Here is a 14,723-nt window from a genome sequence, read left to right as displayed (position 1 = left end):
TCCATGGCGAAAATATTGGTTGTTGATGATCTGGCAGAAAACCGCGAGTTGCTCGTCGCGTTGATCCGCCATGGTGGCCACCAGCCATTGGAAGCCGCTGACGGCGCCCAGGGCCTGGCAATGGTGCGCGCAACGCGCCCGGACCTGGTGATCTCCGACATCCTGATGCCCACCATGGATGGCTACGAGTTTGTGCGCCAGCTGCGTGCCGACCCGCTGTGTGCGGCCACCGAGGTGATCTTCTACAGCGCGCACTACCGGGAGCGCGAGGCCCGTAACCTGGCCAAGAGCTGTGGTGTGTCGCGGGTGCTGGTCAAGCCCTGTGAGCCCGAAGAAATTTTGCTGGCGATTGCCCAGTCTCTGGCGCACATCCCTGTGGCCCAAGCTTTGACCGTGCCCGACACGCTGGAGTTTGACCGCGCCCACATGCGGCTGATGAGCGACAAGTTGTCGGAGAAACTGGACGACCTGCGCGCCACCAACCGGCGCCTGGCGGCCTTGACCGATCTGAATTTGCATCTGGCCTCGGAGCACGACCCGGTGGTGCTGCTTGGCAAGGTCTGCCGGGGGGCGCGCGACCTGATGGGAGCCAAGTACGTGTTGCTGTGCGTGCAAGGGAAGGGCCAGCCCGAGCCCGTATTTTTCACCAGTGGCATCGATGCCGCGGTACTGACCAAGCTGCAGCGTCCCGACATCGACCATGGTTTGCTGGGCGAAGTGCGTGCCCAACGCCGCTCCCGCCGCATCCGCTGTGCCGACGGTAACCCCGCGTCGGTAGGGCTGCCGCCGGGCTATCCTCCGCTGTATGCCAGCCTGGTGGTGCCGGTGGTGTCCTTGTCGCACACCTACGGCTGGATGTGCCTGGTGGACAAGCTGGGTGCGGTGGATTTCAGCGATGAAGACGAGCAGATCGTGACCATTCTGGCGGCGCAAGTCGGCCGCATCTTTGAAAACGGCAGCCTCTACAAAGAGGTGCGGGGGCAGGCCGAGAAACTGCAGGCCGAAGTGGTCGAGCGCAAGCGTGCTGCCGAAGCGCTGGTGGAAAGCAACCGACGCTTCAACGACATGCTGGGTCACCTGGAACTGGTGGCGATGATGTTGGACCGCGAAGGGCAGGTCACCTATTCCAACGACTACCTGCTGCGGCTGACGGGCTGGCAGCGGGCAGAAGTCATGGGCCGTGAGTTCTTCGGTATTTTCCTGCCGCATGCGGCAGACGCCGGACGCGCACGGTTTGCCGCCTTGCTGGCCAACCAGCCGGGCATGGCCCATTTTGAAAGTGAAATCCAGACGCGCCAGGGAGCCCTCCGGTTGATCCGCTGGAACCACACCCTGTTGCATTCGGTAGCGGGCGAGGTGGTGGGCATTGCCAGCATCGGGGAGGACATTACCGACCAGCGGTCGGCTGAGCGGCGCATCAAGCGGCTCAACCGTGTGTACGCCGTACTCAGCGGTATCAACGCCTTGATTGTCCGTGTGCGCAACCATGAAGAGCTGTTCCAGGAGGCCTGCCGGATTGCCGTGGAGCTGGGCCAGTTCAAGATGGCCTGGATCGGCCTGACCGATTGGGATGCGCTGCAGATCCTGCCCATCGCTTCGTCGAATGTGGAGCGCGAGTTTTTGGCCTATATCCAGGACAGTTTTTCCCTGCAAGATGGCGCAAAGCATGCGAATTCCATGACCGTGCGGGCCATCAAGGCCAAGAAGCCCATGGTGCTCAACGACATGAAGGAATTCTCCGGCAGCCAGTACCTGAAGGCGCACATGGACCAGGGGATCTGCGCCATGGCGGTGTTGCCCTTGCTGGTCAATGAGACGGTGGTGGGGGTATTTGCCTTGTATGCCGACGAGACCGGGTTTTTTGACGACGAGGAGTTGGCGCTGTTGTCCGAGCTGGCCAGCGACATCGGCTTTGCGCTCGACCACATCGAAAAGGCCGACAAGCTCACTTATCTGGCCTACTACGACGAAGTCACCGGACTGCCCAACCGCACCCTGTTTCTGGAGCAAGTAGGCCAGCATGTACGCATGTTTGACGGTGGCCGCAGCAGTCTGGCGTTGGCTTTGATCGATATCGAGCGCTTTCGGGCCATCAACGACACCTTGGGTCGGGCGGCGGGTGACGATTTGCTCAACCAATTGGCACAACGCATTCGCGTTGGCGGCGTGCCGCTGGAGGCGGCGGCGCGCGTGGGGGTCAACTGCTTTGGCGTGCTCTTGCTGGGGCCGCGCGACGTGGGAAGTGTGGCGCTGGAGCTGGAGCAGCTATTGCGCGACTGTTTTGCCCACCCTTACCGGTTGCAGGGCTCGGATCTGCGCATTGCCGGCAAGATTGGCGTGGTGCTGTACCCGCTGGACGGCGAAGATGCCGAAACCCTGTTGCGCAATGCCGAGTCGGCCCTGAAACGGGCCAAAGGCTCGGCCGAGCACCTGATGTTCTATGCCCCCGAAATGGACACCCGGGTGGCCGCTGCGCTCGACCTGGAAAGCCGCCTGCGTACTGCCCTGGACCTGGAGCAGTTTGTGCTGCATTACCAGCCCAAGGTGGACCTGGGCACGGGCAAAGTCACCAGTGCAGAGGCGCTGATCCGCTGGAACGACCCCAAAAACGGCCTGGTGCCGCCGGGGCATTTCATTCCCATTCTGGAAGAGACCGGGCTGATTTACGAAGTCGGCCTGTGGGCCTTGCGCAAGGCGCAGGAGGACTACCAGCGTTGGCGTGCGGCCGGACTGGAGCCGGTGCGGATCGCTGTCAACGTGTCGCCGCTGCAGCTGCGCCACCGCAACTTCGTCTCCGCCCTGGAACAGGTGATTGGTACCGACCCCCAGGCGGCGCAGAGCCTGGAACTGGAGATCACCGAGAGCCTGATCATGGAAGACGTGCAGCGCAGCAGCGCCACCTTGCTGGCCATCCGCGCCATGGGGCTGACCATTGCCATCGACGACTTCGGCACCGGCTACTCGTCGCTAGGCCAGTTGTCGCGCCTGCCGGTAGACACGCTGAAGATCGACCGCACCTTCGTGGTGGATATGGTCACCGGCCCGCGCGGGCTGTCGCTGGTGTCCACCATCATCAATCTGGCCCACGCGTTCAAGCTCAAGGTGGTGGCCGAGGGCGTGGAAACCGAGGAGCAGTCGCGGCTGCTGCGCCTGATGGGCTGCGACGAAATGCAGGGCTTTCTGTTCAGCCGGCCAGTGCCCGCCGATGTGTTTGAGCAAAAGTTCCTGTTGCCTGCGCGGCTCACTGGGTGAAGTAGTCGTCTTTGCCGGAAACCTTGTTTTGCGCGAGCCGCGGGGATGCGACCCGGTTGTAGTGGCGCTGCAAAAACCCACACAGGACCCAGGTGAGGGACAGGGTGCCGATCCAGAGCATGGCATAGCGCAGCTCTGCGGGCAGTGTCTCCGGCTGCTGGCCATTGAGCGTGGTCTCTAGCAACTGGAGAAAAATGCGGTGCATCACAAAGGTGGTCAACGCGAACTTGCCAATCAGTGCCATCGGCACCACCAGGGGCCTATAACCCGAGCGCGCCAGCAGACCCGCACACAGAAAAAGCCAGGCGAATTTACCGGCCGGCCCCACCGTGTTGCGAAAGACACTCCAGTACACCGCTGGTGGCGCAAAAGTGGACCCGTACACCGCCAGCTGCAGCAGCAACAGCAGGGCAATGCCGTACAGCCACAGCGGTTCGTTTTGGTGGCGATAGATACCCAGCCAGCACCCTATGCAACCGTTCAGCAGGAAAGGCAGCACGGGAAAGCCGCCCAGACCTTCGAGCAAAAAGAAGCGGACCGCCCAGCCACCGGTAGCGCCCGATGCCACTGCAAACTGCCCGGCCAGATTCGCAGCGATCTGGGCCAGGAGCAGTGCTGCCAAGGTCTGCCATGGCCAGTGACCGCAGCACCGAATCAGCAGCGGCGCGCATAGCAAGACCAGCACCGTGGGCAGCAGCACGCCGGAGATGGACCAAGGCGTTGTGAGGGTGATGAAGCCGATCCACCAAGCCCAGGTCAAGACCGGTGACAGGTCGCCCGCCTGGGCCAGTTTGGCGATGGCAAAAAAACTGTTGGACAGCAGCATCACCGCCAAAATAACCGCGCTGCGGCGGTGCAATAAGGCCTGGTGCCGTGCGGGAGGATGGCGAGCCGAGAATATCCACCCGATGCCATAACCCGACAAGACCACATACACCACGGTGGCCCAGCCATTGGGAAGCCACAGGTCGCCGAACAGCCAGTGCGACCGGTCTATTCCAGTCAGCGACATCGCATGGGTACTCGCCATGAGTACAAACAGCAAACCCCGGAAGACGTCCAGTGTTTTGGATCTTCTTATTGTCATTGCATTGTTGCCGGAGCATTGTTGGTCGTGGAGCGTGAAACGTGGCAAATCGTGCGTGGCCTTGGACCTATTCCAGCGTTCCTGATGGCGTAGGCGGCTGGGTGTGCAACGGTGATTTTTGGTTGGATTGGCGTTCAGGCTGTTAGCAAATGTTGTTATTTGTGATTAACTATTGCCAATCTAAAAACCCCGTCGGCAATAGGAATAAGTGCCAGCTTGGGACTTTCGTACCTGACAATGGCAATTAGTTATTACCTTTCGTCACACTCATGCAGCCCACTTCCATCCACATCGCCGCCGCCGTCCTGTTTGGACTGGCCCTGCTGCATACCTTTGCCGCCAAATGGTTTGAAGCGCTGGCCCATCGGCACCCGCGCCACGCCGGCCTGTTCCACATCCTGGGCGAGGTGGAGGTGGTGTTTGGCCTGTGGGCCCTGGTGCTGGTGGTGGTAATGGCACTGCTGGGCAGCGGGGCCGAAGCGCTGGCCTATGCCGAGTCGCGCCAGTACACCGAGCCGCTGTTTGTTTTTGTGGTGATGGTGGTGGCCGCCTCGCGCCCGGTGCTGGAACTGGTTCAGCAGTGGCTCACAGGCGTGGCCCGTGTGGTGCCGCTGCCCACCCCTCTGGTCATGGCCTGGCTGGGGTTGGCTCTGGTGCCTCTGCTGGGTTCACTCATCACCGAACCGGCGGCCATGACCCTGGCTGCGCTGATCCTGGCCCCGCTGGTGTTCCGCCCCGGTCTGCCCGAGTGGCTCAAGTACGCCGCCTTGGGTGTGCTGTTCGTCAATGTCTCGATTGGCGGCACGCTGACCTCGTATGCTGCGCCGCCGGTGCTGATGGTGGCTTCGGTCTGGGGCTGGGACAGCGCCTTCATGGCCACGACCTTTGGCTGGCGCGCCTGCATCGCCGTGCTGGTCAACGCCAGCGTGTTGGTATTTCTGTTGCGCACCCACCTCAAGGCCACGGCCGCTGCCAAGCCGACGGCGCCCCGGCCTGTGCCGCTGCTGGTAAGCCTGATCCACCTGGCGTTTCTGGCCGGGGTGGTGGTGTTTGCCCACCATCCTGTGGTGTTTATCGGGCTGTTCTTGTTCTTCATCGGCTACACGGAAGCCTACCAACGGCATCAGAGTCCGCTGATTCTGAAAGAGGGGCTGTTGGTTGGCTTCTTTCTGGCCGGTCTGGTGGTGCTGGGCGGCATGCAGCAGTGGTGGCTGCAACCCATCGTCTCCAGCCTGGCCCCGACTGCGCTATTTTTCGGCGCGCTGGGCCTGACGGCGCTGACCGACAACGCGGCGCTGACCTACCTGGGCTCCCTGATCGAGGGCATCAGCGACCCGGCCAAGTACATGCTGGTCGCCGGTGCCGTGGCCGGTGGCGGCTTGACGGTGATCGCCAACGCGCCCAACCCGGCCGGGGTGGCGCTGTTGCGCAAGGGTTTCAACGACGAGTCGATCGGTGCGCTGGGCCTGCTGGCCGGTGCGGCCCTGCCCACAGTGGTAGCCGGGCTCATGTTTTTGATCTGAATTTGCTTCTGTTTTTATAGCTGCTTACGCCCATTGGATGGACGCAAGTGGCTATTTTTTTATAAATTTCGAGTAAATCGGTATTTGTTGTTTTTTGTAAGTTTGTATAGCATCTGCCAAGCTCCAACTTTGCGACCATGGTGTATGCGATGAACTTTCTCTTTTTGCCCGCCGCAGGCTGCGCCATGGGGTGGGGGCCGCATTGCTGGTGCTGGCGGCTATGCCCGGCCTGGCCCAGCAGGTCCAACAGGTCCAACAGGTATTGCAGATTGGCCGCACGGATTCCCCTTCGCCGTTATCCGATATTGCCGAGAGCGTGGTGAAAGAGGCGTTCAAGCGCAGTGGCCTGCAGTGCGAGTTCCAGCGCGTTCCCCTGTCGCGCTCCATGATCCTAGCCAACGACGGCAGCCTGGACGGGGACGTGATGCGCATCGCCGATGCGGCCAAGACGTATACCGATGTGGTGGCGGTGCCCACCCCGGTGGTCTGGGCCGACCTGGCCATCTACAGCATGGACGAAAAGGTGGCCAACCTGCCGCGCGCCGAATTACGCCACCGCAAAGTTGGATTGACGCGGACCATATTGATGCTGCCGAAATACAGCCAGGGGATGGACGTCACGGACGCCAAGGATGTGCGCACCGCGTTCGAGATGTTGGCCAATGGGCGGTTTGAGGTGGCGATGCTGGTCTACCTCGCTGCAGAGCCGGAACTTGCCCGCCAAAGCCCGCGCAAGTTTTACCGTGGGCTGCACGCCTGGGCCACCGAGCCGCTGTATTTCCACCTGAACAAAAAGCACGCCACGCTGGTGCCCCGCATCAATGCCGCCCTGCTGGGCATGCAAAAAGAAGGGCTTGTCAAAAAGATCTTTCTTGACAAGCTAGCCGAGCTGGGCATTCCGCCGCTGAAACCCGCCGAATGAAGCAGCCAGGGGCGGGATATGCTGACTAAGCCTTCCATCCGACTCCGATTTGTGGTGCTGTTCGTGTTGATCGTGTCGGTGGGACTGGGCGCGTTCGGCGCCTGGAACTATCTGGACCGCAAAAGCGAAAAAGAGGCCGATCTGGCCCAGCGGCTCAGCCACATCGAGGCGCGCGTCAAGACCACCCTGCCCACGGCGATCTGGCAATTCAACCGCGAGCAAATCATCGACATCATGCGCTCCGAGATGAACGATGCCATCGTCACGGGCATCTTTGTGCAATATGGCAAGGACAGATCGTACGGCTTGCAGCGGGCCGGCAGCGCACTGGTGGAACTGCGGGGCCCATTGGCTGCAGACATTACCCGGCAGTTCGACGTGCTGTACCAGCCCGACCAGCCCAGGGTGGGAAGCGTCACGCTGTACGCGTCGGAGCGCGACATCCGCCAGCGCCTGCAGCACGATTTGGTGCTGCTGGTGCTTCAGATTCTGGCCATCAACTGCATGATCGTGGCCGCGCTGTACGGCATCGTCACCAAACAGGTGCTCAGTCCGCTGGGCAAGATCCGCGACGCGCTGGATGCCATTGCCTCCAGTGGCAGCAGCCTGCAACGCCACCTGCCACCCGCCGACACCCGCGAATTCCAGGCGGTGGCCGACAACGTGAACCGCTACATCGACAAGCTGCAGACGCTGATGGGCGGCACCATCGAGCGGGTGCACGCCACCATCCAGCGCATCGCCGACGGCGACCTGGGCTCGGCCATCCACACCGAACAAGAGCAGGGTGACAGCGTGCTGCACCGGCTGGTGCAAATGCGCGACAAACTCGGCGCCGTGCAGCTCTACCAGCAGAATATCCAGGCCCAGTTGCAGGCGGCCAATGAACGGGCCAACCAGGCGCTCACGCTCACCCGTTCGGGGGAATGGCATATCCGCGCCGACCAGCCCGACTGGCTGGTGTCGTCCGAGCGCAATGCCGTGCTGTGCGGCGAGCTGCCGGGGCGCTCCGAGCGGCGCCTGACGGTATCCGAGGTGTGGCGGCGTATCGACCTGGCGGACCCGCAGCTGGTCCACCGGTACCGTCAGCAGTTCGCCGATGCGCTGGCCGGGCGGCTGGACGCGTTCGAGATGACCTACCCTTTTCGCCGCCCCCTCGACAAGCGCCAGATCTGGCTGCGCACCCTGGTGCAGGCAGAAACCGATTCCGACGGCCGCCTGGTGCAATTGTTTGGTGTCAACCAGGACATCACTGCCATCAAGGAGGCCGAGATCGCCATCCGCCAGGCCCAAAAGGCGGCTGAAGAAGCCAACCAGGCCAAGTCGGATTTTCTGGCCAATATGAGCCACGAAATCCGCACCCCCATGAACGCCATCATCGGCATGTCTGGCCTGGCGCTGGCGGGCGAGCTCAGTCCACGCCAGGCCAACTACATCAAGAAGGTCAACGCTGCCGCCCGCAACCTGATGGGCATCATCAACGACATCCTCGACTTCTCCAAGATCGAGGCGGGCAAGATGACCATCGAGTCCACCACTTTTGCGCTGGAGGAAGTGCTCACCACCCTGACCAGCCTGGTGGCTGAAAAAGCCCACAGCAAAGGCCTGGCCTTGCGCGTGGACTGCGCCGCCGACATCCCCGCCATGCTCCAGGGCGACCCCTTGCGGCTGGGCCAGGTGCTGCTGAACCTGGTGGGCAACGCCATCAAGTTTACCGAGCGGGGCGAGGTCGTGGTGGGCATACGCCGCCTGGCCCCGGACGACCCTTTGTGGTCTGCCACCGGCGAACAGGTGACCTTGCACTTTGCCATCACCGACGCGGGCATCGGCCTCACGCCCGAGCAGCAAGGCAAGCTGTTCAATGCCTTCACCCAGGCCGACTCGTCCACCTCGCGGCGTTTTGGTGGCACCGGGCTGGGGCTGACCATCTCCAAAAGCCTGGTCCTCCTGATGGGCGGCAGCATTGGTGTGCACAGCACCGCCGGGATCGGCAGTACCTTTTACTTCACCATCAATACCACCCCGTCGCAGCAGCCCAGCCCTGCGCCCGCTGCACCGGGCACGGCCAGCGATCCGGCGCTGGGTTTGGCCGGCGTGCGGGTGCTGCTGGTGGAAGACAACGAAGTCAACCAGGAGCTGGCGCTGGAGCTACTCACCCAGGTCGGCATGGTGGTGGAGCTGGCCAACAACGGCCAGGAAGCCATCGACAAGGTAGACCAAGCGCCTGCGGGTGCACTCTTTGACCTGATACTGATGGACTGCCAGATGCCCGTGATGGATGGCTTCACCGCCACCCGCCTGCTGCGCCAGGACCCGCGCTGGACCCGGTTGCCCATCATCGCCATGACCGCCAACGCCATGAGCGGCGACCGCGAAAAGGTGCTGGCCGTGGGCATGAACGACCACATCGGCAAGCCGCTGGATGTGGCCGCGATGTTTGCCACCATCGCCCGCTGGGTGACGCCCAAGCTCCACTACGCACCGCTACCCCAGCAGTCCACGGCCCCCGCGCAATCCGCCGCCGACCCCACACAGCGATTCCACGGCCTGGACGGGGTACCCGGCCTGGACTGGCCCGCCGGGCTGCGGGTGGCGGGCGGCAAGGTCGACCTGTATGCCCGTTTGCTGCTGCGGTTTGCGGCCACGCAGCGCGACTTCACCGCCCAGTTGGACCAATTGCGGATGGACCTTTCCAGTCTGGCCCAGCAAGAAGCGCTGGTGCGGCATGTCCACACCCTCAAGGGGCTGGCCGGCAATATCGGCGCGCAGGATTTGCAGCAGGCCACCCACGGCCTGGAGCTGGTGTGCGCTGCGCCGCAACTGCATACGGCAGAGTTTCTGGTGCTGCGGGCGGCCACCGACGCGGCCTTGCGTGCGGTGGTGGTGGGTATCGACGCCTGGGAGCAGGCTGCGCACGCGCCACCTGCCACCGCCCCCGCCGCGAGCCCCGACTTACCCCCTGGTGTACCCCCCTTGCTGGACGCATTGGAGCGCCTGCTGCACGACAGCGATGCCCAGGCGCTGGAGGAGGCCGACCGCTGTGCCACACTGTTGGCAGGCACCCCCTGGCATTCGGCCATGGCCCAACTACTGGCCGACCTGCAAAACTTCGACTTCGATGCCGCCGCCGAGGCCCTGGACCGGTTTAAATCGGCCATCGCCGAGGCCTGATCCACTCCACTGAATGCACATCCTGCGCTTACCCACCGCTGCTCTGGTTTTGCTGCTTGCCCTGGCAGGCTGCTCTACCGCGCCGCCTTCGCGCCCGTCCCTGGCCGCTCCCCTGGGCCCGTCCCGCCTGTCGGCAAACGAGGCCAGCGACGTGACCCTGTACGCCATCAGCCTGGTCGGCACGCCGTACCGCTACGGGGGCAACACGCCCGCGTCGGGGTTCGACTGCAGCGGCCTGATTGGCTATGTGTACCAGACCCAGGCAGGCCTGGCGGCACCACGCACCGTCGCCTCCCTGGTGAACTGGGGCCAGGCCGTGCCGTCTGATGCCGTACGCACCGGTGACCTGGTGGTGTTCGCCCCGCGCGGCGCGGCCACCCACGCGGGTATCTACGTGGGCGAAGGCCGGTTTGTGCACGCGCCATCGGCGGGCGGGGTGGTGCGGCTGGACCTGCTGGCATCGGCGTACTGGGCCAGGCAAGCGGTTTCGTTTCGACGGCCTTGATGCCCGCCAGCGGGTAACCCCACGCGAAATTCTGTAACCGCCCGTTCCTACAATCGCGTCCATGCGAAAAATGAATCAATGGCTGGGGGGACTGGCGGTGGTGGTGGCCGTGGGCGGCAGTGCTTGGTGGTGGAGCCAGAACCGGGCGGCAGACCAGCCCGTGTACCGCACCGGCGCTTTGGCGCGCGGGCCGTTGCTGGCCACGGTGGCGGCCAGCGGGGCGGTGAACCCGGTGACCCAGGTGTCGGTGGGCACCCAGGTGTCGGGGCAGATCAAGGAGCTCTACGCCGACTTCAACGACGAGGTCCAGGCCGGTCAGCTCATCGCCATGCTGGACCCGGAGACCTTTGAGTACCGCGTGCGCTCGGCCCAGGCCGATGTGGACGCGGCGCGGGCGGCGGTGCTCACCGCCCAGGCCAACGCGGCGGCCGGCCGGGCCGCCATCTCCAAAGCCCAGGTGGACCTGGCCGAGGCCCAGCGCGACTTCGACCGCAAGCGCGACCTGGCCGACAAGCAATTTATCGCCCAGAGCGAGGTGGACCGCACCCGCGCCCTGGTCAACACCAGCGGCGAACTGCTCAAGCTGGCGCAGGCCCAGGCCAACGTGACCCAGGCGCAGATCACCACGGCCATGGCCAATGTGGCGCAGCGCGAAGCCATGCTGGGCCAGGCCCGCATCGACCTGGGCCGCACCCGCATCACCTCGCCGGTCAATGGCATCGTCATCAAGCGCACCATCGAGCGCGGCCAGACCGTGGCCGCCAGCCTGCAGGCCCCCGAGCTGTTTGTGATTGCGCAAAACCTGCACGACATGCAGGTCGAGGCCAGCATCGACGAGAGCGACGTGGGCCGCATCCGCCTGGGCCAAAAGGCCAATTTCAGCGTCGATGCCTTTCCCGGCCAGACTTTCGAGGCCGAGGTGCGCCAGGTGCGCAAGGCCGCGCTGAACGTGGCAAATGTGGTCACCTATGTGGCCGTGCTGCGCTTTGCCAACACCGATGGCCGCCTGTTGCCGGGCATGACGGCCAATGTGCGCATCGTCACCGACACGCGCCAGGATGTGCTGAAAGTACCCAACGCCGCCTTGCGCATGCGCATTGCCAATGCTACAAATAACGTAGCTGCTCCCGCCAATCCCACCTGCACAAACGGCACTATTTCTATAAATTCCGCACGGCGGGGCCGGATCTACCTGCTGGACGCTGCTGGCAAGCCCGTGGCCACCAACGTGTGCCTGGGTATCACCGACGGCAGCAGCACCGAGTTGCTCAGCCCCGACGCGGCCTTGCGGGATGGCACCCCCGTGGTCACCGGCAACCCGCTGGCCGGTGCGCCCAGCGCCAGCGCCCCCCGGCTGCCGTTCTGATGACCGCCCCCGCATCCATGGCTGCCACCTGGTCCATCGCGGTATTTGCCCACAACGAGGCCCCGCGTATCGCCGCCACCCTGCGCAGCATTGAGGCGGCTGCCCACGGCATGGCGGTCGAGGTGGTGGTGCTGGCCAACGGCTGCCAGGACGGCACGGCGCAGGTGGTGCGTGATTTGGCGGCAGCGTCGCCCCATCTGCGCGTGGTCGAGATCGCGTTGGCCGACAAGGCCCACGCCTGGAACGAATATGTGCACGCTGTGGCCGCCACGGCCACCCTGCATGTGTTTGTGGACGGCGACGTGCAGCTTGCCCCCGGCGCCCTGCAGGCGCTGGCCCGGCGGCTGGAGCAGGTGCCTGCGGCCCATGCCGTGGGCGGCCTGCCCACCACCGGCCGCGACCGCGAGGGCTGGAGCCAGCGAATGCTGAGCCAGGGTACGTTGGCGGGCGGGCTGTACGCGTTGCGGGGCAGCTTTGTGCAGACCCTGCGCCAGCGTGGCATCCGCCTGCCGCAGGGCTTGGTGGGTGAGGACTGGTTGGTGTCCCTGTGGGCGGGCCGGGATCTGCAACCCACCGCCATGGCGCTGGATGCCAGCGGCTACGTGGTGTTTGCGCCCGAGGCCGGGTTCGCGTTCCGCTCGCTCAGCCCCTGGCGGCTGCGCGACTACCGCACCTACGCCCGCCGCCTGTGGCGTTACGCCCAGCGCGGTGTGCAGTATGAAATGGTGTGGCAGTGGCTGCGGCTGCGGCTGCCGGAATCTTTGCCGCCGGATGTGCGCACGCTGTACGCCCAGGCCCCCACGCCCTCGCGCCTGCTGTGGACGGGCTCGGTCCTGGGTTCGCTGCTGCGCTGCCTGGCGGTGCACCAGGTGCGCCGGGTGCACAGGGGGCAAGGCTGATGCCCGTAGTTCACGCCCAGGCACTGACCAAGCGTTACGCCATGGGCAGCGACGTGGTGCACGCCCTGCGCGGCGTGTCGCTGGAAATTGCCGACGGCGACTTCGTGGCCATCATGGGCACCTCGGGCTCGGGCAAGTCCACGCTGATGAATATTCTGGGTGGCCTGGATACCCCCAGCAGCGGTAGCTACACCCTGGCGGGCGAGGCGGTGCAGGGCCTGGACGCCGACGCGCTGGCCCTGGTGCGTAACCGCCGCATTGGCTTTGTGTTCCAGCAGTTCAATCTGCTGCCGCGCGCCAGTGCGTTGGAGAACGTGGAGCTGCCGCTGGTCTACGCCGGGGTGGCGGCAGAGGCCCGCCGGGCCCGGGCCACCGCCGCCTTGCAGCGCGTGGGTTTGGGCGACCGGCTGGACCACACACCGGCCGAACTCTCGGGCGGGCAGCAGCAGCGGGTGGCGATTGCCCGGGCCCTGGTGAACCAGCCCCAGCTGATCCTGGCCGACGAGCCCACCGGCGCGCTGGACAGCCAGACCTCGGACGAGATCATGCATTTGCTGGCCGAGCTGAACGCCCAGGGCATCACCGTGGTGCTGGTGACGCACGAGGCGGATATTGCGGCCTGGGCGCGGCGCAAGATCGTCTTCAAGGACGGGCAGATAGAGGAAGATTCGGGGGCGGCCCCCACCCCGGCCCTCCCCCGGGAGGGGAGGGAGGAAGTCAGAGGCCATGCGCGCATGAACGGCATGGCCGCGCTGCGCAGTGCCTGGCGGGCGCTGGCGTCGAATGCACTGCGCAGCCTGCTGACCATGCTGGGCATCATCATCGGTGTGGCAGCCGTCATCACCATGGTGGCGGTGGGGCAGGGCGCTACCGACCGGGTGCAGGAGCAGATGAAGGGCCTGGGTTCCAACATCATGCTGGTGCTGCCGGGCGGGGCCACGGCGGCGGGCGTGCGCCAGGGCGCGCAGACCCGCAGCCGCCTGACCGAAGAAGACGCCACCGCCATACAGGTCGAGGTGCCCGAGGTGCAGGTGGCCGCACCGTCCTCGCGCACCACCGCCCAGGTGGTGGCCAACAACGCCAACTGGAGCACCACCATCTTTGGCACCAACAACGACTACCTGGAAGCGCGCGAATGGCCTTTGGAGGCGGGCCGGGCGTTTGAGGAGGCCGAGGTGCAGGGCTCGGCCAAGGTGGCCCTGATCGGCCGAACCGTGGCGCAGGAGTTGTTTGGCGATGCCGACCCCATCGACCAGACCGTGCGGGTGCGCACCGTGCCGGTGAAGATCGTCGGCGTGCTGGCCCGCAAGGGACAAAACTCCATGGGCCAGGACCAGGACGACATTCTGGTGCTGCCCATTTCCACCTACCGCAACCGGCTGCAGGGCGGGTCGCCGGGCAATGTCAAGCGCGTCTGGGCCATCAACGTGAAGGTGCGCGAAGGCCAGAGCATGCAGGTGGCCGAGGACAACATCCGCGAGCTGTTGCGCCAGCGCTTCAAGGTCGAGGCCAGCGCCGACGACACCTTCACCATCCGCAACCTGAGCGAGATCCTGGAGGCGCAGGAGCAGTCCAGCCGCACCATGACCCTGCTGCTGGCCGCCGTGGCGGGCATCAGCCTGCTGATTGGCGGCATCGGCATCATGAATATCATGCTGGTCAGCGTGACCGAGCGCACCCGCGAGATCGGGCTGCGCATGGCGGTAGGGGCACGCGGGCGCGATATCTTGGGGCAGTTCTTGATCGAGGCCGTCAGCCTCAGTGTGCTGGGCGGCGCGGTAGGCGTACTGGTGGGGGCGCTGGCCACCTGGGCGGTGGGGCGCACGGCGGGCTGGCAGGTCAGCATGACGATTTCGTCGATTGCATTGGCGGTAGGGTTTTCTGCTGCGGTGGGGGTGTTTTTTGGGTTTTACCCGGCGCGCCGGGCATCCAAGTTACAGCCCATTGCGGCTTTGCGGTTTGCATGACGGGTACATTGGGCTCAATTTCAGGAGATGG

Annotated in this window: 9 protein-coding genes; 8 read left to right on the top strand and 1 reads right to left on the bottom strand. The window is 64.7% G+C overall.

Annotated features, from left to right (window positions below):
* Positions 1-3 precede the first annotated feature (3 nt).
* Positions 4-3,252: an EAL domain-containing protein gene (locus AB3G31_RS15905; protein WP_367847056.1), complete on the top strand. Its 3,249-nt coding sequence runs from the start codon at positions 4-6 to the stop codon at positions 3,250-3,252.
* Here AB3G31_RS15905 and AB3G31_RS15900 read toward each other — a convergent pair.
* Complete coding sequence (locus tag AB3G31_RS15900) at positions 3,242-4,387, bottom strand: DUF418 domain-containing protein (RefSeq protein WP_367847055.1); 1,146 nt, start codon at positions 4,385-4,387, stop codon at positions 3,242-3,244. The genes AB3G31_RS15905 and AB3G31_RS15900 overlap by 11 nt on opposite strands.
* 221 nt (positions 4,388-4,608) lie before the next feature.
* Between AB3G31_RS15900 and AB3G31_RS15895 the strand changes: the two genes are divergently transcribed.
* The 7 genes from AB3G31_RS15895 to AB3G31_RS15865 all read left to right on the top strand — a co-directional run bounded on the left by AB3G31_RS15895 (position 4,609) and on the right by AB3G31_RS15865 (position 14,692).
* Entirely contained in the window at positions 4,609-5,862 is a 1,254-nt protein-coding gene (locus tag AB3G31_RS15895; RefSeq protein WP_367847054.1) for a putative Na+/H+ antiporter, read from the top strand.
* A 190-nt stretch (positions 5,863-6,052) separates the two neighbouring features.
* Positions 6,053-6,784 carry a substrate-binding periplasmic protein gene (locus AB3G31_RS15890; RefSeq protein ID WP_367847053.1) on the top strand — a complete coding sequence of 244 codons (732 nt, stop codon included), beginning with the start codon at positions 6,053-6,055 and terminating at the stop codon, positions 6,782-6,784.
* A gap of 18 nt (positions 6,785-6,802) precedes the next feature.
* Positions 6,803-9,955, top strand: coding sequence for an ATP-binding protein (locus AB3G31_RS15885; protein WP_367847052.1), 3,153 nt, complete (start codon positions 6,803-6,805; stop codon positions 9,953-9,955).
* A 13-nt stretch (positions 9,956-9,968) separates the two neighbouring features.
* Positions 9,969-10,460, top strand: a complete 492-nt coding sequence (locus tag AB3G31_RS15880; RefSeq protein WP_367847051.1) for a C40 family peptidase — start codon at positions 9,969-9,971, stop codon at positions 10,458-10,460.
* Positions 10,461-10,521: 61 nt separating this feature from the next.
* Positions 10,522-11,826 (top strand): efflux RND transporter periplasmic adaptor subunit, encoded by a 1,305-nt coding sequence (locus AB3G31_RS15875; RefSeq protein ID WP_367847050.1) that lies wholly within the window; start codon positions 10,522-10,524, stop codon positions 11,824-11,826.
* Complete coding sequence (locus AB3G31_RS15870) at positions 11,826-12,725, top strand: glycosyltransferase family 2 protein (protein ID WP_367847049.1); 900 nt, start codon at positions 11,826-11,828, stop codon at positions 12,723-12,725. Before AB3G31_RS15875 ends, AB3G31_RS15870 begins: the two co-directional genes overlap by 1 nt.
* A complete protein-coding gene (locus AB3G31_RS15865; protein ID WP_367847048.1) occupies positions 12,725-14,692 on the top strand; it encodes an ABC transporter permease in 1,968 nt (655 codons plus the stop codon). The genes AB3G31_RS15870 and AB3G31_RS15865 overlap by 1 nt, the downstream gene beginning before the upstream one ends.
* The last annotated feature ends 31 nt before the right edge of the window (positions 14,693-14,723 follow it).

Origin of the sequence: Rhodoferax sp. WC2427 (assembly GCF_040822085.1) — a bacterium.
Classification (GTDB): domain Bacteria; phylum Pseudomonadota; class Gammaproteobacteria; order Burkholderiales; family Burkholderiaceae_C; genus Rhodoferax_B.
Note: the sequence above shows the minus strand (reverse complement) of the source record. Positions and strands in the feature narration are given on the sequence as shown.